The sequence below is a fragment of the Actinomadura graeca genome, from assembly GCF_019175365.1.
GTDB lineage: Bacteria > Actinomycetota > Actinomycetes > Streptosporangiales > Streptosporangiaceae > Spirillospora > Spirillospora graeca.
In genome coordinates this window covers 3383917-3406743 of sequence record NZ_CP059572.1, presented here as the reverse complement: position 1 = coordinate 3406743, position 22827 = coordinate 3383917, and the positions used below count along the sequence as shown (strand labels likewise).

Genomic DNA, 22827 nt, shown 5'->3' with positions numbered 1-22827 from the left:
CTCAGGGAGATGCCGTTACCACTGCTCACGCGAAGGCCAATCAACTACTCGGGGAAAGCTGGACTATACCCGCAGACGTAGTAAGAGCTTATGTCCTGGGATGTGAGGGCTTGAGCAGCCACCGGGCTTGGGGCTCGACCGCCCAGCGGGTCGCGCGCCGCACCGGCTCGGTGGCCAGCGCCACGCCGAGCGCGACCGCCGCGAGCGTGACCGCGACCAGGCCGGCCGGGTTGTGCAGGACGGACCGGTCGAGCAGGCCGCTGTAGTCGAACGTCTTCACGACGAGGCCGTGCAGCAGGTAGACGTACATCGTCCGCGTCCCCATCCGGGTGTACCAGGCCCGGCCGCGCGGGATCGTGGCGAGGAACGCCGCGCCGAGGACGAGCGCGAGCACCGTGGCGAGGACGCGCCCGCCCATGCCCTCCAGCGTCGAGTAGCCCATGTCCTCGTATCCGAGGGTCCACCACACGAAGCCCCGGTTGATCTTCGGGACGACCGTGCCGCGCTCCCAGACGTAGGCGATGGGCAGCGCGGCGAGCAGGACGCCGAGGCCCGCCCACCGCGCCCAGCCGCGGCGCAGGACGTGCACGTGCCGGGGCTCGATCGTCAGCCCGAGCACGAAGAAGGGCAGCAGCCCGGCCGTCCGGCTGAGCGTCGAGTCGGCGGTGAAGGCCCAGGTCCCCGCGACGAGCGCCAGCGCGAGCGACACCGCGACCGGATGGCGCAGGTGCCCCCACAGCGGCGCGCTCAGCCGCCAGAACACCATCGCCACCAGGAACCACATGAGGAAGTGCGGACGCAAAAGCGAGCTGAGCCGGAAATCGACATCGTTGATGACGACGAGCTGCACCCGGTAAAGCACGATGAAAATGACGTAGGGGACGATCAAAGTGGGGAAGATGCTCCGGAACTTCTCCGTGGAACGCATGAATCCACGGGAAAAGTACCCGGAGATGAACACGAACACCGGCATGTGGAAGCCGTACAGCACCATGTACGCCGCGTGGGCGGCGTCGCTGTCCCCGAACTCGGCCCAGACGTGCCCGACGACGACCAGCAGGGCCGTGAAGAACTTGGCGTTGTCGAAGTAGGCGTCGCGCGCCCGCGGGGGCGGCGCGGACTCGGCGGGCCGCCCGGGGGGCTCGTCGGCCGGGGGGCGTGACTGGGGGAGGGTTTCCGTCATGTCTCCGAAAGATTCATTTGGTACCTGACCACCGTTCACAGGGAGGCATGGCGACTCTAGTGCCCCGGCCGCCGCCGCCGTGGCCGGATGCGGCAGACTCCGGAAATTCCGGCGATCATGGACGTGCCGCTCAGGGCGGCGCCCCGGCCGTGTCTCAGGTACGCCTCTGGGGACGGCGCAGCGGCGTGAAGATCCAGGTCATCTTCGGCTCCAGCGCCCAGCTCATGCACCGCACGACGGGCTTGGAGCACAGGACCGTGCCCACGACCACGGCTCCGGCGATCACCGCGAACACGCCGGCCGGGGTGTGCATCCACTCCGCGCCCCACCAGCCGGTGAAGTTCAGCAGCCGGGTGACGAACCCGTGCAGCAGGTAGGCGTACAGGGTGGCCGCGCCGAGCTGGGTGAACCAGTACTGCCTGCGCGGGACGATCGCCAGGAACGCCGCGACGAGCAGCGTCGCGCTGACGAACATGCCGAGCCGCATCACCGTCCCCGCGAAGTTGCCGACGCCGAGCTCGAAGTGCGGGTGCTTCCAGAAGATCCAGTCCCGGGACATGTGGTTCATCACCAGGTAGGAGCAGGCGAGCCCGACCCCGAGGACCACGAACCCGATCGGCCGCGCGACGGGCTTCTTCAGCAGCTCGAAGTGCTCGGGCTTCAGGCACAGGCCGAGGACGTAGAACGGGAGCAGGCCGACCACCCGGTGGATGTCGAAGGTGCCGCCGAGGTCGCTCATGTAGGACAGCAGCGAGAACACCAGCGCCACCGCCAGCGGCCACCGGATCTGCTGCCAGACCGGCGTGGACAGCCGCCACAGGAACAGCGCGCACAGGAACCAGGTGAGGTAGTACGGGTTGAGCAGGCTGATCTCCAGCTCGTTGCGCCCCGCCAGCCAGTCGTAGATGGAGTAGGCGAACTCGAACACCACGTAGGGCACGCCGACGTTGGTGATGAGCTTGCGGGCCTTGCCGCCGGAGAACGTCCAGTTCCGCGAGAAGTAGCCGGTGATCACGATGAACAGCGGCATGTGGAACATGTAGATGAAGATGTACAGGCCCTTGGCCAGGGGGACGTTCTGCAGGTTGGCCAGGGAGTGCCCCGCCACCACCAGCAGGATCGCCAGGTACTTCGCGTTGTCGAAGAACGGGTCGCGGGGCTTGCGCGCCGGTGCCGGCGCCGCGTCCGGGACGGGCGCCGCGGGCTCGGCCGGGACCTCCTCCGCCGCCCAGGGCCGGTCGGGCTGCCGCGCCGCCTCGGGCGGCAGCGCGCCGGGCTGGATCGTGCCGGGCGGCACGGTGCCGGGCTGGGCCGTGCCGGGCGCGGAGGACCGGGTGGTGTACGTCATGGCTGCGCGGTCAGGTTCCCTTGCAGATGTCGTCGTCGGCCTTGATCTCGCCGTCCTGCTTGGGGATTCCCCCCCTGGCGTTCTTCAGTGCCGTCCAGTCGGAGCCGACGATCAGGTCGACGACGCCGGGACTGCCGCCGCTCACCCGAGCCGCGGCCTGCGGCTTGCTCGGGATCAGCGCGGTCAGCGTCTGGGCCTGCTGGTCGGCACCCGAACCGTACAGGACCTTGGTGATCGCCGTGGTGGAGGCGTTGCCGCCCACGCTGACCTGGAAGCCCTGCGACTCCAGGTCGTCGGCGACGCGCCGGGCCTGGCCCTCGATCCCGCTGGCGTTGTAGACACGCACCCGCACCTGGCTCGGCGGGATCTTGGACGCGCCGGGCTTCGGCTCGCTGGGGACCGTCTTGTCGTTGCGGATGGAGGCGAAGAACGGCTGCGCGCCGGCCGTGAGCGCCACCCGGTTCGGGTCGGCCGGGTCCGGGCCGGACGGGACGGTGACGAAGCGCAGCTTGCCCGAGGTCATGCCCTGCATGCCCTGGGCGATCCGCATCATGACCTGCGGCGTGAGCTCCTCGTCGGTGGTGAGCGACTTGGTCGCCGCGTTCATCAGCGACAGCAGCTTCCTGGGGTTGCTGAGCACCCCGGCGCTCATCGCCTTGTTCGCGAGGGCGCCCATGAACTTCTGCTGCCGCTTGATGCGGTCGGTGTCGGAGCCGTCGCCGAGGCCGTGCCGGACACGGACGTAGGCGAGGGCCGTCTCACCCTGGATGGTGTGCTTGCCCCTGCCCAGCCGGAGCTTGGACTTGGGGTCGTTGACGTCCTTCGGCAGGCACACCGGGACGCCGCCCACCGCGTTGGTGATCGACTTGAAGCCGTTGAAGTCGACCTGCATGAAGTGGTCGATGCGGATGTTGGAGATGCTCTCGATCGTCTTCATCACGCAGGCCGCGCCGCCGTTGGTGAACGCCGAGTTGATCTGGGCGCGGGCCGAGGCGGGGACCGTCCGGCCGTCCTTGGTCCGGCAGGCCGGCATCCGCACCATCAGGTCGCGGGGGAAGCTGATGCCCATCGCCTGCCCGCCGCCGGGGGACAGGTGCAGCAGGATCATCGTGTCCGAGCGCGGCGGCTCGTTCTTCATCGAGCGGCCGTACTTGGCGTTGGACCCCTCGCGGGTGTCGGAGCCGAGGAGCAGGATGTTCATCGCGCTGTTCAGCTTCTTCGGCCGGTTCGGGCCGAGCTGGGCGTTGACGTCCTCGTGCGAGATGTTCCCGAACGCCTTGCGGTAGAGACCGTAGGCGGTCAGGGAACCGACGACCATGACCGCCGACAGCCCGATGCACACCCAGCCGAGGATGCGCCAGCCGCGTCGAGGCGGCGCCGTCTGCGGGTCGGCGTCGTCGACGTACTCCATGTACATCGGGTTGCTGTTCATCGGCTCCGTGGTCCGGGGGCTGGCCCGCTTTCCGGGGGATCGGATGGCATGACGGTCGTAGCGGGAGCAAGGGAGAGCGTAGGTCAGGCGAGCAGGCGCGGGGACCCGGATGCGTCATTCCATCCGGGAAGCCCGGCCACCGCCGTCACATGCTCCAGGGTGACCCGACGGTCGAGGACGGCTTTGTCAAAGTTTCGTTGAATTATGACGGAAGCACCTGAGGCTAGTGGTGCGAGCAGGCCCGCCAGAACCCCGTCGAGTGTGGCGAACGACATGTCAACCAGGACACGGCTCCGAGCGTCAAGGTCCCATTTCTGCACGGCCGAACGAGCCGCGCCGACCAGGGCCGTCCCGGAGAATGTGGTCTTTGTCACACCCGGCTGCGGGGTCACGATGAGCGCGGGCGCCTCCGCAGCGGCCTCCGGGGCGGGGACGAACCGGTCGCCGTGCGAGCGGACCTCGGCGGCGTAGTCGGTCACCCCGGGCGGGCAGTCGGCGAGCGGGCCGCCGAGCGCGTGCAGTGACAGGCCGACGATCTCTTCCGCGCCGCCATGGGCCTTCGGGTCCGCGATCACGTCGTCCAGCACCTCCTCGGCCGCCGCAAGGATGTACGGCGCGGACCCCCCGGAGGGTTCGGCCGCGCCCCCGCCCGCTCCCGCCCGGACGGACTCCGGATCCACCGGCTCCGCGACGATTCCCGCCGACCAGCAGGCCATCAGCCACACCGCGGTCTGCCAATGCGGCGGCAGCGCGAGCACCGCCCGCGTTCCCGGTTCGGCGCCGAGACCGTCCACGAGGAAGTTGGCCGTCTTGGCGACCCAGTTGTCGAACGTGCGGGCCGACAGCTCGACGCGCTCGCCTCGCGCGTCGTCGTAGAAGGTCACGAAGGGGCGGGACGGATCGTCGGCGACCCGCCGCCGGAGCAGGTCCGCCGGTCCCGGCGCGTCGCCGCTGGCGCGTGTGGTCATGGGGCGAGCGTAGAGGTCCGAGGCGGTGCGGTGGCCGAGCCTCAACGGGAGTCACGGCCCGGCACGGGCCGCTGCGGAGTCCGGGACCGCTACGCTCCGCACCGATGGACGACCACCTCATGGACCGGCGCGCGGGCCGGCTGCTCGCGCGGGTCACCGTGGCCCCTGCGCTGCTCCTCGTGGCGTGGCTCGCCGTGTCGCTGCCGCTCCTGCTGGCCGGGGTGTTCCGTCCGGGCCCGGCGATCTGCCTCTTCGTGCCCGTCGCGGGGCTCGCGCTGTGGCAGGGCCTGCGATCACGGCCACGCGAGGACGTCGCCGGGTCGCGAGGTGTCGGCGGGGGGAAGGACGTCGGCGGGTCGCAGGACGCTGGCGGGTCGCAGGACGGCGGGGCCACGGCCGCCGGGGGGCGGGGGGTGGTGCCGTGGTGGGCGACCGCGGGGGTGTTCGCGGTGGCGGCCGCGTTCCTTGTGCTCCAGGTGGTCATGTGCTCCGAGCAGATCATCGTGCGCCGGGACCCGGCCTCGTACGTGCAGTTCGCGACGTGGCTGACCGACCACGGCTCGCTGCCGATCCCGCGGATGGAATGGGCGTTCGGCGGCGGCGACCGGGCGCTGGAGTACGCGAGCCCCGCCTTCTACGAGGACGGCGGGTCGATCGTCCCGCAATTCATGGCCGGGCTGCCGATGGTGCTGGCGCTGGGCGGCTGGGTCGGCGGCACCCAGGGGATGCTGCTGATGGCGCCGCTGCTCGGGGCCTGCGCCGTCCTCGCGTTCGCCGGGCTCGTCGCGCGGCTGGCCGGGCCCCGCTGGGCGCCCGCCGGGGCGCTGCTGCTGGCGCTGACGCTGCCGATGGTGTGGGTGTCCCGGTCGACGTTCAGCGAGCTGCCCGCGCTGGTGCTGCTGCTCGGCGGGCTGTCGCTGCTCCACGACGTCCGGGGGGAGGAGGCGCGGTCGGCGCGGACGAAGGCGTTCCTCGCGGGCGCCGCGCTCGGGCTGATCGTGCTCGTCCGCATCGACGGGCTGAGGGACGTGCTGCCGGTGGTGGCGTTCGCCGGGCTGCTCGTCGCGCGGGGGCGCCGGACGGGCTACCCGCTGGCGGCCGGGGTCGCCGCCGGGGTCGCGGGCGGGCTGGTCGAGGGGTACACGCTCTCCCGCCCCTACCTGCGCTACCTGCACACCTCCCTCGACCCGCTGCTGGCGCTCACAGCGCTGATCGTCGCGGTCACCTGCGTCGTGGTGCCGCTGCTGCGCTGGCGGCGCACCGGCCCCCGGCTCCGCGGCCTCGCGGCGGCCGCCGGGCGGGGCCGGCTGCCTGGTGCCGCCGCCGTCCTCACCCTGCTGGTGATGCTGGGGTTCGCGGTCCGGCCGCTGGTGCAGACCGTCCGGCGCGTGCCGGGCAATCCCGACGACGAGCTGAACGCCTACTTCATCGAGCAGGTCCAGCGGATCAACCACATGGCCATGGACGGCACCCGGCAGTACTCGGAGCTGTCCCTGCACTGGGTCGGCTGGTACATCGGCGTGCCCGCGCTGCTGCTGGCGGTGTTCGGGGCGGCGCTGCTGGCGCGGCGGCTGATGCGCGGCCAGTCCCCGGAGTGGCTGCTGCCGTACGCGGTGGTGGTGTGGACGACCGTCCAGGTCCTGCTGCGCCCGGGCATCACCCCCGACCACCCGTGGGCGTCCCGGCGGCTGATCGGGCTGGTCATCCCCGGGCTGCTGCTGTTCACCGTGTTCGCGGCGGCGTGGACGGTGAAGCGGATCCGCCGCCTCGGGTACGGGCCGAGGGTCGTCCGGACGGTCGCGGCCGCGGGCGTGGTGCTGCTGCTGGTGCCGATCGTGCTGACGTCCGGGCCGCTCATGGTCTCCAGGACGGACCAGCACGAGCGCGCGGCGGTGCGCGACCTGTGCGCCAAGCTCGGCCCGGGCCGCTCCGTGGTGGTCGTCGAACGGGCGACCGCCGACCGGTTCCTCCAGGTCGTCCGCGGAATGTGCGGGCTGCCCGCGGCGCGGACGGTCAAGGGCGCGCGGCCCGCCGACGTCCGGCGGGTGGTCGGCAAGGTGTTCGCGGCGGGACGGCATCCGGTGATCATGGGGGCGGAGCCGGGCCAGGTCGCGCAGTACGGCCCGGTCACCCAGGTCGTGCGGCTGCGGACGCGGCAGGACGGCCGGACCCTGGACGAGCCGCCCGGCGGCACCTGGGGGCTGAGCGTGGACGTGTGGATCGCCGAGCCGCCCGGCCGCCCATAGCGAGAACCGGAGCGGGACCGTTGCGAGACCCACAGCGAGACCCGTTGCGGGGCCGGTGGCGGAGCCCGTCGTGGGGGTGCCCGGCCGGTAATGGCGGTCGCGTTCGCCTGGTGCGAGTATTCTCGCGCTGCGTGAGTACCCAGCCCGTCACGTCAGCGCCCCAGCCCGCCGAGCCGGCACCTCCGTCCGCCGCGCCGGCGCACCGTCCGGGTCCGGAGACGCGGCCCGCACCCGCCCGGCCGGAGTCCGGCCCGGTCCACGTCACGATCGTCCTCCCCTGCTACAACGAGCAGGACCATGTGATCGACGAGGTCGAGCGCATCACCAAGGCGATGGACGGCAGCGGCAAGACCTACGAGCTGCTGGCCGTCGACGACTGCTCCACGGACGAGACGCTGGCGCGCCTGGAGGAGGCCGCGCCGCGCTTCCCGAACATGCGGATCCTGGCGTTCCAGCACAACAGCGGCTCGGGAACCGTCCGGCGCATCGGCTCCCAGCAGGCCCGCGGCGAGATCGTCGTGTGGACCGACGCCGACATGTCCTACCCCAACGAGCGGATCCCCGAGCTGGTGGAGGTCCTGGACGGCGACCCGTCGGTGGACCAGGTCGTCGGCGCGCGCACCACCGAGGAGGGCACGCACAAGGCGCTGCGCGTCCCCGCCAAGTGGTTCATCCGCAAGGTCGCCGAGCGGCTCACCAACACGAAGATCCCGGACCTGAACTCCGGGCTGCGGGCGTTCCGCCGCGAGGTGTCGCTGCCCTACCTGCGGCTGCTGCCGCCCGGGTTCTCCTGCGTCACGACGATCACGATCGCGTTCCTGTCGAACCAGCACCCCGTGCGGTACCTGCCGATCGACTACGCCAAGCGGGCGGGCAAGTCCAAGTTCCACTTCACCAAGGACGCCTACCGGTACATCCTCCAGGTACTGCGGATGGTGATGTACTTCAACCCGCTCAAGGTGCTGATGCCGCCCGCGCTGTGGCTGATCGTGATCGGGCTGCTCAAGGGCGTGTTCGACATGGTCGTGCACTTCGGCTACTTCGCCAACAACACCATCATGATCTTCGTGACGGGGTTGATCATCGCGTCGCTGGCGCTGCTCGCCGACCTCATCGTCCGCTCCCGCGGCGACGTCTAGCGGTGCCGGGAGACGGGATGCGGATCGCGGTCGTCGGGCCCGCGTTCCCCTACAAGGGGGGCGGCGCCCACCACACCACCGAGCTGGCGCACCGGCTCGCCGCCGCCGGTCACGACGTCGTGATCGAGTCGTGGCGCGCCCAGTACCCGGGGTTCCTGTACCCCGGGCGGCAGACGATCTCGGAACCGGAGGGCGAGCCGTTCCCGGGGACGCGGCGGAGGCTGGACTGGCGCCGCCCGGACGGCTGGTGGCGCACCGGCCGCTCCCTGCGCTCGCGTGACCTGGTGGTGCTGGCCGTGCTGAGCCCGGTCCAGGTGCCCGCCTACCTGGGGATCGCGGCCGGGCTGGGCCGCCGGACGCCCCTGGTGGCGCTATGCCACAACGTGCTGCCCCACGAGCGCAAGCCGTACGACGTGCCGCTGATGCGGCGCCTGCTGCGGCGGGCGGACGGGATCCTCGTCCACTCCGAGGCGCAGGCGGACCTCGCGCGGGGCCTCACCGGCCGTCCCGTGCGGGTCGCGGAGATGCCCGCGCACCTCCCGGCGCGGGCCGACGCCCCGGAGGCCGACGGGAAGGTCCGGAACCGGCTGCTGTTCTTCGGGATCGTCCGCCCGTACAAGGGTCTGGACGTCCTGCTCCGCGCCCTCGCCGCGGGCCCCGCCGACGTCGGGCTGACCGTCGCGGGCGAGTTCTGGGGCGGGCTGGAGGAGACGGAGCGGCTGATCGCGGAGCTGGGGCTGTCGGAGCGGGTGGAGCTGCGTCCCGGGTACGTGCCCGCGGCGGACGTCCCGGGCCTGTTCGCCGCGGCGGACGCGCTCGTCCTGCCGTACCGGACGGCCACCGCCTCGCAGAACGTGTGGATGGCCCACGAGTACGGCCTGCCGGTGATCGCCACGGACGTGGGCGGGTTCGCCCGCCAGGTCCGCGACGGCGAGGACGGCCTCGTCTGCGCGCCCGGCGACGTGCCCGCGCTCACCCGGGCCCTCGAACGGTTCTACGCGCCGGGGGAGCCGGAGCGGCTGCGCTCCGGCGTCCGCCCGGTCGACCACGGCCCGGTGTGGGCCGCCTACCTCGAGACGCTGACGAGCGGGCTCTGCTGACGCGCGGGCTCAGCCGACGAGCGGGCTCACAGGTGCGGTTCGAGCACCTTGAGCAGCGCGCGCTTCGGCTTGGCGCCGACGATCTGCTCCACGACCTCGCCGTTCTTGTAGAGCAGCAGGGTGGGCAGGCCCATCACGCCGTACTTCTGCGGCGTCTTCGGGTTGGCGTCGTAGTCCAGCTTCGCGATCCGGATCTTTCCGTCCTTCTCCTCGGCGATCTGGTCGAGGACGGGGGCGATCATGCGGCAGGGGCCGCACCACTCGGCCCAGAAGTCGACCAGTACCGGGGTGTCGCTCTTGAGGACCTCGTCGTCGAACGTCGCGTCGGTCACGGTGATGGGGCCGGTCACGGTCCCTCCTTCGTTTGCGGTGTACCCCTGACAAGCGCGTCAGAGGCGGGTTCATTCCCGGGTCCCCCGGGGCCGGTCGCGGCGGCCTCCCGCGCGGCGCCCCGTCCCAGGAGGAGGGCGGCGCCCGCGTTGAGCAGGTCGGCGACGGTCAGCACGACGCGCGAGGCGATGGCGACGACGACCGGCGCTCCCGCCGGGAGCACCGGTGTCAGCACGACGGTCAGCGCGGCCTCCCGGGCCCCGATCCCGCCCGGCGCGATGAAGACGAGGAAGCCCGCGACGAACGCGAGCGCGTAGGCGCCGGTGGCGAGGAACGGCAGGCCCGCCCCGTCCCCGCCCACGGCGACGCACAGCAGCCAGGTGTGGACGCCGAACAGCGCCCAGCCGAGGACCGTCCAGCCGATCGCCCGCAGGGTCACGCCCAGGCCGACGGGCCGCTCCAGCGGCGGCCGCCGGATGAGCCTCAGCATCGTGCCGAGGCACCACGTCACCACCGCCGGGTGCAGCGCCGCCAGCAGGACGGGCGCCAGCGGGAACAGCCACCAGTACTTCTCGCGGGCCGCCGCGGACGTCAGCGGCAGCGTCGCCGCCGCGACGGCCAGGCCGCTGGCCGTGGACGAGGCCACCGCCAGCAGCGTCGAGCCGAAGCTGCGCTCGGCGGGGACCTTGTGCTCGCGCGCCATCTCGATCTGCGTGACGAGCGCCCACACCTTGCCCGGCACGTACTTGCCGAGCTGGGAGATCGCCGAGATCCGGAACGCGGCCCGCAGCGGCAGCGGCGACCCCAGCCCGGCCAGGAAGGTCCGCCAGCCCAGCATCCACGCGAACAGGCCCGCCACGCCGACGGCGAGGGACCCCGCGAGCGTCGCCCAGGACATCTCCCGGAACGCCCGCGTCGTCGCGTCCCACTGGTCGATCACGCTGTAGGCGCAGAACGCCAGGGCGAGCAGCACGAGCAGCACCCGCAGCGTCCGCACGGCGGCGACCTTCATCCTCACCCGCCCAGGGTAGGCGAACGCGACCTCGCCGCCGCGCGCTCGCCCTAGAGTTGGGGATGATGAAACTCTCGGATGTGGTCGCCTTCATGGGGCACCAGGTGCACGTGTGCCGGTACCGCGAGGCGGGGACGCTGCTCGCCTGGATGGGCCGGGACCTGCGCGGCCGGCGCGTCCTCGACGTCGCCGGCGGCGACGGCTACTGGGCCGGGCAGGCGCGCAGGCGCGGCGCGGATGCGGTCTCGATCGACCTGGCCCGCAAGAAGATGGTCTACGGGCGGACGCTCGCCCACGCGCCCGCGCTGATCGAGTGCGACGCGCTCCGGCTGCCGTTCGGCGACGCGTCCTTCGACGCGATCCTGTCGGTGTGCGCGATCGAGCACTTCGACGACGGCGGCAGGTCGCTGGACGAGATGGCGCGCGTCCTCAAGCCCGGCGGCGAGATCTTCATGTCCGCCGATGTGCTGAGCCGCGCCGACGCCTGGCCGAAGCTGCGCGACGCGCACAAGTCCAGGTACCACGTCCAGCACACCTACACCCACGGCAGCCTCCGCAAGCTGATGGACGAGCGCGGCCTGGACCTGGTGCGCCACTCCTACCAGTTCCGCACGGCGGCGACCGAGCGGCTGTACCTGTCGCTGTCGACGTACGGCGGCAAGGTCGGCTTCAACGCCGCGGCCCCGCTCACGCCGCTGGTCGCCCTCGCCGACCGGACCGCCCCGAACGAGCGCGGCAGCATCGTCCTGATCCAGGCCCGCAAACGCGGGGATGCCTGATCCGACCCCTGACCGTGCTCGGACGGGCTCGGGCGGGCTCGGGCGGCGCGTCATCGCTTCGCGATCTCCCCGGCGGGTAGCGCGCCGGCGTGACGGTTGAGGCGGCCTTAAGGCTGACCTCATGCGCCATTCGGCCATGGCCGTTCGGGGGCGGCGGAGATCGCACGATCCGGGCCCCGGCAGGCGTAGGCTCGGGGGTAAAGAGTGATCTACGCCACTGCGGCCCCGGATCTTCGGGGCGGGGCCGGGATGGGGGAGTGGACCGTGGCGCCTCGGATCCTGCTGGACGCCACCGCCGTGCCCGCCGACAGGGGCGGGCTCGGACGGTACGTGGACGGCCTGCTGGCCGCCCTGAGCGCGGAGGGCGCCGACCTCGCGGTCGCCTGCCAGCGCGCCGACGAGAAGAGATACGGGGAACTCGCGCCCGGCGCGCGGATCGTCGCCGGACCGGCGGCCCTCGCGCACCGCGCCACCCGGCTGGCCTGGGAGCAGTCGGGCCTGCCGTACGTCGCCGAGAGCGTCGGCGCCGATGTCATCCACCTGCCGACCTACACGATGCCGGTGAGCGCGGTCCTGCCGACCGTCGTCACGATCCACGACGTGACGATGTTCGCCGAGCCCGAGCCGCACGACCCGGTCCGCACGACCTACGTCAAGTCGGCGACGCGCACCGCGGCGCGGCGCGCGACACGGCTGATCGTGCCGTCCCGGGCGACGCGGGACGAGCTGGTGCGCCTCCTGAACGCCGACCCGTCCCACATCGACGTCGCCTACCACGGCGTCGACCACGAGGTCTTCCACCCGCCCGCCGAGCTGGAGACCAAGCAGGTGTCCGACCGCCTCGGCCTGCACGGACGCCCGTACGTGGCCTACCTCGGGGCGCTGGAGCCGCGCAAGAACGTCCCGAACCTGATCCGCGGGTGGGTGCGCGCCTGCGCGGAGCTGGCCGAGCCCCCGGCGCTCGTCCTCGCCGGAGGCGGTGGCTGGGACGACGAGGTGGACGCGGCGCTCGCGACCGTCCCGCTCCAGCTGCGCGTCCTGCGCCCCGGGTACCTGCCGTGGGCGTTGCTCCCCGGCTTCTTCGGCGGCGCGCTCGTGGTGGCGCTGCCGAGCCGCGGTGAAGGCTTCGGCCTGCCGGTGCTGGAGGCGATGGCGTGCGGCGCCCCCGTCCTGACCACGCGGCGCGGCCCCCTGCCGGAGGTCGGCGGCGACGCGGTCGCCTACACCGAACCCGACCCCGACGGCATCGGCCGCGCCCTGACCGCCCTCATCGGCGACCCGGTCCGCCGCGCGGAACTGGCCGAGGCGGCGCAGACCCGCGCCCAAGGCTTCAGCTGGACGGCGTCCGCGCGAGCCCACATGGCCTCCTACGAGCAAGCGGTAGGGGTTTAGAGCGAGCGCTCGTGTGACGGCTGAGGTTCAGGTCGTCGGCTGGGCTTTCGGGCTTTGCCTCATCGGGCCGGGGGCGGTCTGCTGGGCCCTTAGGCTTTGCTGGATCGACGGCCCGGTGACTCATGGCGCGCGAAAGGAAGCCCGTGGAAGCGATCCTGCTGGTGGGAGGGCGGGGAACCCGCCTGCGCCCGCTGACGATCTCCACCCCCAAGCCGCTGCTGCCCACGGCGGGTGTCGCCTTCCTCGCGCACCAGCTTGCGCGCGCGCACGCGGCGGGGGTCGAGCGGATCGTGTTCGCGACGTCCTACCGCGCGGAGATGTTCGAAGCCGCCTTCGGGGCGCACGCCCACGGCGTGGACCTGGCCTATGTCGATGAGCGTCAGCCGCTGGGCACCGGTGGCGCGATCCGCAACGCGGCGCGTGCGCTGACCTGCGGCCCCGACGACCCGGTGCTGATCCTCAACGGCGACATCCTGTCCGGGCACGACGTCCCCGCGCAGGTCAAGCTGCACGAGCAGGCGGGCGCCGCCGTGACGCTGCACCTCACCGAGGTTGAGGACCCGTCGCGGTTCGGGTGCGTCCCCACCGACGACGGCGGGCGGGTCACCGCGTTCCTGGAGAAGACCTCACATCCGGTGACGAACCAGATCAACGCGGGCTGCTACGTCTTCCGCCGCTCGGCGATCGACACGATCGCCGAGGACGAGGTCGTCTCGGTGGAGCGGGAGACGTTCCCGGCGCTGATCGCGTCCGGCGCGGTCGTGATGGGCCACGTCGAGCCGGCGTACTGGCTGGACGTGGGGACGCCCGAGGCGTTCGTCCGCGGGTCCTGTGACCTGGTGCTCGGCAGGCTCGCCTCGTCCGCGATGCCCGGCGACCCCGGCGAGCGGCTCACCCTCGCCGGGGCGAGCGTGTCGCCGGGGGCGGTCGTGCGCGGCGGCACCACCGTCGGGCGCGGCGCGGTCGTCGAGGCGGGGGCGACCGTCCTGGGCAGCGTGCTCCTGGACGACGCGTTCGTCGCCGAGGGCGCCACGGTGCGCGGGTCCGTGCTGAGCCGGGGCGCGCGGGTCGGGCCCGGCGCCGTCCTGGACGAGGTCATCCTCGGCGACGGCGCCGTGGTCGGGCCGGGCAACGAGCTGTGCGGCGGCCTGCGCGTCTGGCCCGGCATCGAGCTTCCGCCGACGGCCGTGCGGTTCTCCACCGATGCTTGAGGACACGGTCTCCGCCCGGGTGCCCGGGGAGCCGACCGCTGGGCGGCTCCCCGGACACGGCTCCGGGAGTCGGCGCGAATGGCGCCCGCCGTGGCCGGTCGATCTGCACTCCGTCCTGGCGCCGCATCGGCGGGGCCCTCATGATCCCGCGTTCCGGATCGACCGCGACGGTGCGATTTGGAGAACATCCCATACTCCGGACGGCGCCGGAACCGTTCGGCTACAGAGGGTCGGTGAAATCATCGACTGCACCGCGTGGGGCCCGGGGGCCGCATGGCTCCTGGAGGGGATTCCCGCCCTGCTCGGGCAGGACGACGCGCCCGAGGCGTTCGAGGCGCGGCACGACATCGTCCGGGAACAGCTGAAGCGGCGCCCGGGACTGCGGATCGGGCGGACGGGCCGCGTCTTCGAGGCGCTCGTGCCCGCGGTGATGGAGCAGAAGGTCCTCGCCGAGGAGGCGTGGCGCGCCTGGGGATACCTGCTGCGCCGGTTCGGCGAGCCCGCCCCGGGCGCCCCCGCCGGCCTGCGGATGCGGGTCCCGCCGCCGCCCGCGGTGTGGATCCGGATCCCGTCGTGGGCGTGGCACCGGTCGGGCCTGGAGGCCGTCCGAGCCCGGACGATCATCGGCGCGGCACGCGTCGCGGGACGGCTGGAGGAGGACCCGGCGGAGCCGCGGCTGCGGTCCCTGCCGGGCGTCGGGGTCTGGACGGCCGCCGAGGTCCGCCAGCGCGCGGCCGGGGATCCCGACGCCGTCTCCGTGGGCGACTACCACCTGCCCGGGATCGTGGGCTGGGCGCTGCTCGGGCGGAAGGTCGACGACGCCGGGATGCTCGAACTGCTGGAGCCGTACGCGGGGCACCGCCACCGCGTCACCCTGCTGCTGGGATCGTCCGGCAGGCGTCCGCCGAGGCGCGGCCCGCGCATGCCGGTGCGGGACTATCGCTCGTTCTGACCTTTCCCGTCCGGGACCGGCGGCGCAGCCAGAAGTGGTTCGGGGCCCAGTCCAGCCCGTCGCGGCTGTCGGAGCCGAAGAGGGGGCCGAGGACGGCGAGGGCGATGATGAGCGCGAGCATGACCAACATGGTTCGTCCTTGGGATCGCAGGGGGCCGGAGGGCCGTGACGTTCCCGCGCGGGGCGATCGGGGTGGGGCGGGGTCTCCGCCTCTGTCCCGTCGCACCTCTAGTTTGACTCGGTCCATCGTTCAGGTCCAGCGACTGTTTCTGGATGGATTCTGTAAGAATCCCTTCACTATGGCGCCCCCGCCCCACCCCCCGCCCGCGCCCGGCCTCGGTGAGCCGTCATCGGGGATCATGTGACCATGTTGGATCTGGGCAGGTTGCGGGTGTTGCGCGAGCTCAAGCTGCGCGGGACGGTCGGCGCCGTCGCCGAGGCGCTCGGTTACAGCCCGTCGGCGGTCTCGCAGCAGCTCGCCCAGCTTCAGCGGGAGGTGGGGGTCCGCCTGGTCGAGCGTGCCGGGAGGCGGCTCCGGCTGACCGAGGCGGGCGAGGTCCTCGCCGGGCATGCCGAGAGGCTGCTCGCGGGGGCGCAGCGTGCCGAGGAGGCGGCGGTCGCCGCCGGGGGCCGGGTCGCGGGGGTCGTGCGGCTCGTCGGTTTCCAGACGGCGTTGCTGCACGTGCTCGCGCCGTCACTGCCCCGGCTCGCCGAGACCTACCCCGACCTGGTGGTGGACGTCCTGGACGAGGAGTTCGTCCGCGTCCTCCAGGCGCTGGTGCTGCGGGAGATCGACGTGGTCCTGACCGACGAGTACTCGCACCTGCCGCGTCCGCGCCGTCCGGAGCTGACGTCCGAGGTGCTGATCACCGAGATGATGCGGATCGCACTGCCCGAGGCGCACCCGCTCGCGCGGGGGGCCGAGCCCGTGCGGATGTCCGAACTCGCCGGGCAGCCCTGGGTGACCGGTCACGTCGGCACCAACCACGCCGACCTGCTGGAACGGACGTGTGTGGAGCTCGGCGGGTTCCGGCCGTCCGTCCGCTACCGCTCCAACGACATGCTGGTCATCCTGGCCATGGTCGCGCGCGGCGGCGCGGCGTGCCTCCTGCCGGACCTGGCGCTGGCGGAGCTGGAGGACGGCATCGTCGTGCGGGACGTGGCGGGGGCGCGGGTCGACCGCCGGATGGTCCTGTGGACCAGGGTCGGCGCGGACGTCCGCCCGTCCGTCCGCGCCGTCCTGGAGGCCCTGCGCCGCTCTGCCGACGAGCTGGCCGCGGGACGCCCCACCCTTGTCCGGGGGAGCCGTTAGATGGGGGTGAGGGGAAGACGGCCGAACGTGCCTATGCCGTCGGTGCGGCGGGCTGCTTCTCTGCGTTCCGGTGGTACTTCGCCGTAGAGGGTGGTGCGCTGCCTGGCGGGACGGCCCGCGCGCGCCGCGATCCCCTCCAGTTCGCTGATGGGTTTGAACGAGCCGTTCTCCGAGCCCGCCATCCGGCTGATGGTCTCCTCCATCAGCGTCCCGCCGAGGTCGTTGACGCCGCCTTGCAGGACGCGCGTGCAGAGTTCGTCGCCCATCTTCACCCAGGACGTCTGGATGTTCGCGATGGCGCCGTGCAGCAGGATCCGCGCGAGCGCGTGGACCGCGATGTTCTCCCGGACGGTCGGCCCCGGCCGCGCCAGGCCCGCGAGGTAGATCGGCGAGTTGTGGTGGACGAACGGCAGCAGCACGAACTCGCTGAACCCGCCCGTCCGCTCCTGGATCGACCGGATCAGCTTGATGTGGCCGACCCAGTGGGACGGGGCGTCCACATGCCCGTACATCATCGTCGAGGTCGTCGGGAGCCCGAGCCCGTGCGCGGTCGTGACGACCTCGACCCACTGGTCGGCGGGCAGCTTGCCCTTGGTCAGCACCCAGCGGACGTCGTCGTCGAGGATCTCGGCGGCGGTGCCCGGAAGCGAGTCGACCCCGGCCTCCTGCGCGGCCTGGAGCCACTCCCGGATCGACAGGTCCGCCCTGGACGCGCCGTTCACCACCTCCATCGGGCTGTAGGAGTGCAGGTGGATGTCCGGCGCGCGGCTCTTCACCTCACGCGCCAGGTCGAAGTAGGCGGTGCCGGGCAGGTCCGGGTGGATACCGCCCTGCATGCAGACCTCGGTGGCGCCCGCGTCCCACGCCTCGTCCACCCGGTCGCCGACCTGCTGGAGCGACAGGGTGTAGGCGTCGGCGTCGGTGCGCCGCTGCGCGAACGCGCAGAAGCGGCAGCCGGTGTAGCAGACGTTGGTGAAGTTGATGTTGCGCGTGACGACGTAGGTGACGTCGTCGCCCACCGCGTCGCGGCGCAGGCCGTCGGCCAGGGCCGCCAGCGCGTCCAGCTCCGGGCCGTCCGCGTGCAGCAGCGCGAGGGCCGCGTCGTCCGAGAGTCCGGCCGGGTCGCGCTCGGCGCTCGCCAGCGCGGCCTTCACGTCGGCGTCGAACCGGCGTGGCGCCGCCATGCGCTCCCGCAGCGCGTCCCAGTCGCCGTAGACCTCGTCGAAGTCGTCGCGGCGGTCGCCGGTCCGGCCGGCCGTGTCGATCGTGGTGTGCAGGTCGGTGCGCCCGGACGCGGCGAAACCGCCGTCAGGCTCCTGCCACGGGCGGCCTTCGAGGACGGCGTCCTCGCGCGCGAGGCCCGTCTCCGGGTCGGCGAGCGCGGCGACGTGGCCGGCGAGGCGCGGGTCCAGCCACGGCTCGCCGCGCCTGACGTACTCGGGATAGATCGTGAGCCGTTCCCGCAGCGTGAAACCGGCCTCGGCCGTCCGCGCGGCCAGCTCGTCGATCTGCGGCCACGGGCGCTCGGGGTTGACGTGGTCGGGCGTCAGCGGCGACACCCCGCCCCAGTCGTCGATCCCGGCCCGCAGCATCAGCGCGTACTGGTCGGCCACCAGGTTCGGCGGCGCCTGGACGCGCGCCTTCGGCCCGAGGACCAGCCGGGCCACCGCGATCGTCGCCGCCAGCTCCTCCAGCTCCGCGTCCGGGGTGTCGCGCATCTTGGTGTCGGGCTTCGCGCGGAAGTTCTGGACGATCACCTCCTGCACCGCCCCGTACTCCCGCATCGTCCGCCGGATCTCGAAGATCGCGTCCGCGCGCTCCCCGGCCGTCTCCCCGATCCCGATGAGGATGCCCGTGGTGAACGGCACGTTCGTGCGGCCCGCGTCCTCCAGCACCCGCAGCCGCACCGCCGGGTCCTTGTCGGGGGACCCGAAATGCGGCCCGCCCCTCTCACTGAACAGCCGCGTCGCGGTCGTCTCCAGCATCATCCCCATGGACGGCGCCACCGGCTTGAGCCGCTGGAAGTCCCGCCAGGTCATCACACCGGGGTTCAAGTGCGGCAGCAGCCCCGTCTCCTCCAGCACACGGATCGCCATCGCGCGCACGTACGAGAGCGTGTCGTCGTAGCCATGCGCGTCCAGCCACTCGCGGGCCGGCCTCCAGCGGTCCTCGGGACGGTCCCCGAGCGTGAACAGCGCCTCCTTGCAACCCATCGCCGCGCCCTGCCGGGCGATCTCCAGCACCTCGTCCGGGCCGAGGTACGGCGACTCCAGCCGGTGCGGGACCGTCGCGAACGTGCAATACCCGCACCTGTCGCGGCACAGCCGGGTCAGCGGGATGAAGACCTTCCGGCTGTAGGTGATGACCCCCGGACGCCCGGCGGCCTCCAGCCCGGCGTCCCGCGTCCGGGCGGCGTAGGCGAGCAGATCGTCGAGCTGCGCCCCGCGGGCATGCAGCAGTGTCGTGGCTTCGGACCGGTCCAATGTCTTGCCGTCGCGCGCCCGGGCCAACGCCCGGCGCACCGAATTAGCCATGCCCTCCATAGGGGGATCTTAGGTCGGGGGATCGCGGCGGCCGCGGTCAGCGCACGCGGACGAAGGCGTCGGCGGAGCGCGGGGGGCGGTCCCTCGGCGGGGCCGCGGGGTGGCCGATGCCCACGGCGCCCATGGGATCCCACTCGTCGGGGACGTCCAGGGCCTCGCGGACCACGTCGCGGCAGAACATCGTGCTCGACACCCAGCAGGAGCCGAGGCCCTCCGCCGCCAGCGCGACCAGCAGGTTCTGCACGGCCGCGCCGACCGCCACCACGAACATCTCGCGCTCGGCGGTGGAGCGGCGGGCGTCCGGATAATCGTGGGAGCCGTCCGCCACCAGGCACGGCACGACGAGGTAGGGGGCGCGGCGCAGCACGTCGCCGCGGCGCAGCCGCTTGGCGATCGACTCCGCGGAGAAGCCGTCGCGGCGCAGGTCGGACTCCCACGCGTCGCGCATCGCGTCCAGGAGCCGGGTGCGGGACTCCGGCGACTCCAGCAGGACGAACCGCCACGGCGTCGTGTGATGCGGCGCGGGCGCGGTGATCGCGGCGGCGACCGCGCGGCGCACCGCCCGCGGGTCGACGGGGTCGGCGGTGAACTCGCGGATCGTCCGCCGCGCGTGCAGCACCTCCGACGAGCCGTACCGGAACATGTCCTCGGCGGCCGGGCGGACCAATGCCCGCGCTCCCGGCCCGTCCTCGGGCGTGACCAGGGCCGACAGGCCGCGGACCACGGCGATCGGCACCCCGCCGAGCTTGCCCTTGACCAGCTCGCCGACGGCGGCGACCTCGTCGGCGACGGCCGTGATCGTGGCGTCCAGGCGGTTGCCGTAGGCGTCGTCGCGCCCGCGCAGGTCGCTCAGCGGCGCCAGCCCCGCGACGCCGATGGCGGCGTCGACGACCCCGTTGCGCCAGGGACGGCCGAGCGTGTCGGACACGATGACGGCGACGTCCCGGCCGAGCCGCTCGCGCACGCCCGCGCGGATCCGCCGGGCGGACGCGTCGGGGTCCTCGGGCAGCAGCAGGACCGTGCCCGGCGGCGTGTTGGACGCGTCCACGCCCGCGGCGGCCAGCACCAGCCCCTGCCGCGTCTCCACGATCCGCGTCTCGCCGCGCGCGTGCGTCCGCCGCGCCACCACCCGGACCGTCTCGGCGTCGATGGCCTTCTCCCGGTCACCGGCGACCAGGACCCGCCCCTCCGCCTTGCTCACGATCTTGGACGTGACGACCAGGACGTCACCGTCCTCGACCGTCCCGGCGGGCACCAGCGCCGCGATGTCGTCGCCCTCGGCGACCTCCGGCAGCCCCGGGACGCCGAACACCGTCAGCCTCACCGGACGTCCTCCGCGCGCTTCAGCTCCAAGGCCAGGTCGAGCGCGGCGCGCGCGATGGCGGACGTCGCGTCCGGGTCGCTCATCAGCAGCGGGCGGGAGCGCACCTCTATGCCCTCCACCCGCACGTCCGCGTCCGCGTCGTCGACGAGCCAGCCGTCCAGCAGGCCGAGGCCGTAGTGCTCGGCGACCGCCCGCGCGGACGTCTCCACGCCGATCGCGGCCAGGCAGGCGTCGGCCATGCCGCGCACCGGCGCGCCGCCGATGATCGGGGAGACGCCGACGACCGTCTTCGCCGCGACCGCGTCCCTGATGCCGGGGACGGCGAGGATCGTGCCGACGCTCACCACCGGGTTCGACGGCGGGAACAGCACGACGTCCGCGGCGTCCACCGCCTCCAGGACGCCCGGCGCGGGCTTGGAGTCCTCGGCGCCGACCGCCGCGATCGACAGCGCCGGGACGGACGCGCGCAGCCGCACCCACCACTCCTGGAAGTGGATCGCCCGGCGCCCGTTCCCGGCGTCCTCCACCACCACGTGCGTCTCGACCTGGTCGTCGGTCATCGGGATCAGCCGGACACCCGGACGCCACCGGTCGCACAGCGCCTCGGTCACCGCCGACAGCGGGTACCCGGCCGCCAGCATCTGCGTCCGCACGATGTGGGTGGCGAAGTCGCGGTCGCCGAGACCGAACCAGGACGGGCCGACGCCGTACGCGCCGAGCTCGTCCTTGACGGCGAACGTCTCGGCGGCCCGTCCCCAGCCCTGCTCCTCGTCGATGCCACCGCCGAGCGTGTACATCACGGTGTCCAGGTCGGGGCAGACGCGCAGCCCGAACAGGGAGATGTCGTCCCCGGTGTTGCCGATGACGGTGATCTCCGCCTCGGGGGCCGCCGCGCGCAGCCCCCGCAGGAAGCGGGCCCCGCCGATGCCGCCCGCCAACGCCACGATCTTCATGCGCCCAGACTAGCCAGGCCCCGTTCCGGCGCGGCCCGCCGTCCCGCGGGCGCGGTGCCCGCCCGCCGGGGCGATGCCAGGTTCGCACGATCCGGGACGAGGGGAGGCCCGCAACGGGAGATCCTTGGGCCGGGATTGCAATAAACTTCCCGTGTCATCCGATTGCCTCGGTCTGGAGATGTCGCCGTGAACAAGGAAGCCGTCCAGCGCCTGCGCGAACCGGCCGCCTGGGTGCTGCTCGCCGCGGCGGGCGTGCAATTGCTGGCAGGCATCATCCTGCTCCTCGGCGGCGGCGACGGAGGGTTCAGCTACCGTGCCCTGAACGAGACCGGCGGCGGGCTGTTCACGCACTTCGCGGTCGCCGCCCTCCTCGTCCTGGCGGTGCTGCTGGCGACCTGGGGCGACACCCCGACCCCGCAGGCGCGCACCATCACGATGGGCGCCCTCGGCGTGCTCGGCGGGATCGCGCTGTTCGGCGTCATCTGCTGGCTCGGCGGGATGCTCGCGGGCTCGGACGAGTTCCAGGTGAAGGCCGCCACGAAGCTGGCGTACTTCCTCGTCGGCGCGGGCAAGCTGGCCGTGGTCGGTGTGGCCGCATGGTTCGTGTTCACCGTCTTCCAGGGGATGCAGCCGCCCCGCCCGCAGGGTCAGCAGCAGATGCCGCAGGGATACTCCGACTTCGGCTACCAGCAGGGTCAGCCCGGTCAGCAGCAGTACGGCCAGCCGGCGGGCTACGGCCAGCAGCAGTACCAGCAATACCAGCAGTACGGGCAGCAGGGCGGCGAGGTTCAGCAGGGCGGGCAGCCCGGATACGAGCAGCAGGGCGGCCAGCCGGGGTACGAGCAGCAGGGCTACGGCCAGCAGTACGGGCAGCAGCAGTACGGCCAGCCGGGGTCCGGGCAGTCGCAGGAGTACCAGCAGTACGCCGGATACCAGCAGCCCGCGGCCCAGCCGGGACAGCAGCCCGAGCAGGAGGAGATGGGCGAGTGGACCCGCGCCTACGGCGGTTCCGGCGGCCAGGACCCGCAGGGCACCCGGCCCGCGCCGCAGCCGGGAGACCGGGGTTCGGAGGAGTCCGGCGACTGGTATCGGGACAACCGCCCCCCGCAGTGAGCCCCCATTAACTGATCTTCAACCGAAGACCCTCCCGCGACTGCCGACATAACCGGCTATGTCCCCCGCGAAACTCGTTCCGCTTGACGGGGCGGGCGCTACACGCGTGTAATTTCATGGGTGTGATTTCTATGCCTTCTCGGGGGAAGGAGCTCGAGGGAAGGCATTGACCAGGGGGCTCCACGGGTAGGAGGTGCGCTGTGAGCGAGGTAGTCATCCCGCTGGCGCACGGCACAGACGGTGAAGAGTTGGGCTGGCAGGAGCGCGCCCTGTGCGCGCAGACGGACCCGGAGGCGTTCTTTCCGGAGAAGGGCGGCTCCACTCGCGAGGCCAAGAAGGTGTGCCGGGCATGCGAGGTGCGAACGGAGTGCTTGGAGTACGCGCTGCAGCACGATGAGCGTTTCGGCATCTGGGGAGGTCTCTCCGAACGCGAACGCCGCAAGCTGAAGCGCCAGGCCGTCTAGCGCGGACGGCCTGCCCGCGACGGGCG

At 72.6% G+C, this 22827-nt stretch carries 19 protein-coding genes; 10 read left to right on the top strand and 9 right to left on the bottom strand.

Annotation, left to right across the window (positions count from 1 at the left end; genetic code table 11):
* Positions 1–88: 88 nt before the first annotated feature.
* From AGRA3207_RS14955 to AGRA3207_RS14940, 4 genes are all read right to left on the bottom strand, one after another.
* Complete coding sequence (locus AGRA3207_RS14955; protein WP_231335234.1) at positions 89–1183, bottom strand: acyltransferase family protein; 1095 nt, start codon at positions 1181–1183, stop codon at positions 89–91.
* A gap of 154 nt (positions 1184–1337) precedes the next feature.
* The gene (locus AGRA3207_RS14950) at positions 1338–2531 is read right to left on the bottom strand and encodes an acyltransferase family protein (protein WP_231335233.1); all 1194 of its coding nucleotides are present in this window, start codon (positions 2529–2531) and stop codon (positions 1338–1340) included.
* A gap of 10 nt (positions 2532–2541) precedes the next feature.
* The gene (locus AGRA3207_RS14945) at positions 2542–3963 is read right to left on the bottom strand and encodes an LCP family protein (RefSeq protein WP_231335232.1); all 1422 of its coding nucleotides are present in this window, start codon (positions 3961–3963) and stop codon (positions 2542–2544) included.
* 83 nt (positions 3964–4046) lie between these two features.
* On the bottom strand, positions 4047–4931 hold the full coding sequence (locus AGRA3207_RS14940; RefSeq protein WP_231335231.1) for a TIGR03089 family protein: 885 nt from the start codon (positions 4929–4931) through the stop codon (positions 4047–4049).
* 104 nt (positions 4932–5035) lie between these two features.
* Between AGRA3207_RS14940 and AGRA3207_RS14935 the strand changes: the two genes are divergently transcribed.
* The 3 genes from AGRA3207_RS14935 to AGRA3207_RS14925 all read left to right on the top strand — a co-directional run bounded on the left by AGRA3207_RS14935 (position 5036) and on the right by AGRA3207_RS14925 (position 9416).
* The gene (locus tag AGRA3207_RS14935) at positions 5036–7177 is read left to right on the top strand and encodes a hypothetical protein (RefSeq protein ID WP_231335230.1); all 2142 of its coding nucleotides are present in this window, start codon (positions 5036–5038) and stop codon (positions 7175–7177) included.
* Positions 7178–7443: 266 nt separating this feature from the next.
* Positions 7444–8316 carry a glycosyltransferase family 2 protein gene (locus AGRA3207_RS14930; RefSeq protein WP_231336296.1) on the top strand — a complete coding sequence of 291 codons (873 nt, stop codon included), beginning with the start codon at positions 7444–7446 and terminating at the stop codon, positions 8314–8316.
* 17 nt (positions 8317–8333) lie between these two features.
* A complete protein-coding gene (locus AGRA3207_RS14925) occupies positions 8334–9416 on the top strand; it encodes a glycosyltransferase family 4 protein (RefSeq protein ID WP_231335229.1) in 1083 nt (360 codons plus the stop codon).
* A gap of 26 nt (positions 9417–9442) precedes the next feature.
* Here AGRA3207_RS14925 and trxA read toward each other — a convergent pair whose 3' ends face one another.
* Positions 9443–9766, bottom strand: a complete 324-nt coding sequence (gene trxA / locus AGRA3207_RS14920; protein ID WP_231335228.1) for a thioredoxin — start codon at positions 9764–9766, stop codon at positions 9443–9445.
* Positions 9763–10758 carry a lysylphosphatidylglycerol synthase transmembrane domain-containing protein gene (locus tag AGRA3207_RS14915; protein ID WP_231336295.1) on the bottom strand — a complete coding sequence of 332 codons (996 nt, stop codon included), beginning with the start codon at positions 10756–10758 and terminating at the stop codon, positions 9763–9765. The genes trxA and AGRA3207_RS14915 overlap by 4 nt, the downstream gene beginning before the upstream one ends.
* 65 nt (positions 10759–10823) lie before the next feature.
* Here AGRA3207_RS14915 and AGRA3207_RS14910 point away from each other — a divergent pair, with 65 nt between their 5' ends.
* The 5 genes from AGRA3207_RS14910 (at position 10824) to AGRA3207_RS14890 (ending at position 16404) form a co-directional block, all read left to right on the top strand.
* The gene (locus AGRA3207_RS14910) at positions 10824–11537 is read left to right on the top strand and encodes a class I SAM-dependent methyltransferase (protein ID WP_231335227.1); all 714 of its coding nucleotides are present in this window, start codon (positions 10824–10826) and stop codon (positions 11535–11537) included.
* Positions 11538–11801: 264 nt separating this feature from the next.
* Complete coding sequence (locus tag AGRA3207_RS14905) at positions 11802–12929, top strand: glycosyltransferase family 4 protein (RefSeq protein WP_231335226.1); 1128 nt, start codon at positions 11802–11804, stop codon at positions 12927–12929.
* A gap of 143 nt (positions 12930–13072) precedes the next feature.
* Positions 13073–14140: a mannose-1-phosphate guanylyltransferase gene (manB, locus tag AGRA3207_RS14900; RefSeq protein WP_231335225.1), complete on the top strand. Its 1068-nt coding sequence runs from the start codon at positions 13073–13075 to the stop codon at positions 14138–14140.
* Positions 14133–15092, top strand: coding sequence for a DNA-3-methyladenine glycosylase family protein (locus tag AGRA3207_RS14895; protein WP_231335224.1), 960 nt, complete (start codon positions 14133–14135; stop codon positions 15090–15092). Before manB ends, AGRA3207_RS14895 begins: the two co-directional genes overlap by 8 nt.
* Before the next feature lie 367 nt (positions 15093–15459).
* Positions 15460–16404 (top strand): LysR family transcriptional regulator, encoded by a 945-nt coding sequence (locus tag AGRA3207_RS14890; protein ID WP_231335223.1) that lies wholly within the window; start codon positions 15460–15462, stop codon positions 16402–16404.
* Here AGRA3207_RS14890 and AGRA3207_RS14885 read toward each other — a convergent pair.
* From AGRA3207_RS14885 to cofD, 3 genes are read right to left on the bottom strand one after another with little or no spacing between them, the layout of a single operon-like run.
* Positions 16401–18938 (bottom strand): bifunctional FO biosynthesis protein CofGH, encoded by a 2538-nt coding sequence (locus tag AGRA3207_RS14885; protein WP_420830884.1) that lies wholly within the window; start codon positions 18936–18938, stop codon positions 16401–16403. The two genes, AGRA3207_RS14890 and AGRA3207_RS14885, sit on opposite strands and share 4 nt — an antisense overlap.
* 46 nt (positions 18939–18984) lie before the next feature.
* Positions 18985–20271: a coenzyme F420-0:L-glutamate ligase gene (locus AGRA3207_RS14880; protein ID WP_231335221.1), complete on the bottom strand. Its 1287-nt coding sequence runs from the start codon at positions 20269–20271 to the stop codon at positions 18985–18987.
* Positions 20268–21224: a 2-phospho-L-lactate transferase gene (gene cofD / locus AGRA3207_RS14875; protein ID WP_231335220.1), complete on the bottom strand. Its 957-nt coding sequence runs from the start codon at positions 21222–21224 to the stop codon at positions 20268–20270. The genes AGRA3207_RS14880 and cofD overlap by 4 nt, the downstream gene beginning before the upstream one ends.
* Before the next feature lie 186 nt (positions 21225–21410).
* Between cofD and AGRA3207_RS14870 the strand changes: the two genes are divergently transcribed.
* Both AGRA3207_RS14870 and AGRA3207_RS14865 read left to right on the top strand, forming a co-directional pair.
* A complete protein-coding gene (locus AGRA3207_RS14870) occupies positions 21411–22337 on the top strand; it encodes a hypothetical protein (RefSeq protein WP_231335219.1) in 927 nt (308 codons plus the stop codon).
* 200 nt (positions 22338–22537) lie between these two features.
* Positions 22538–22801: a WhiB family transcriptional regulator gene (locus tag AGRA3207_RS14865; RefSeq protein WP_021594342.1), complete on the top strand. Its 264-nt coding sequence runs from the start codon at positions 22538–22540 to the stop codon at positions 22799–22801.
* Positions 22802–22827 lie beyond the last annotated feature (26 nt).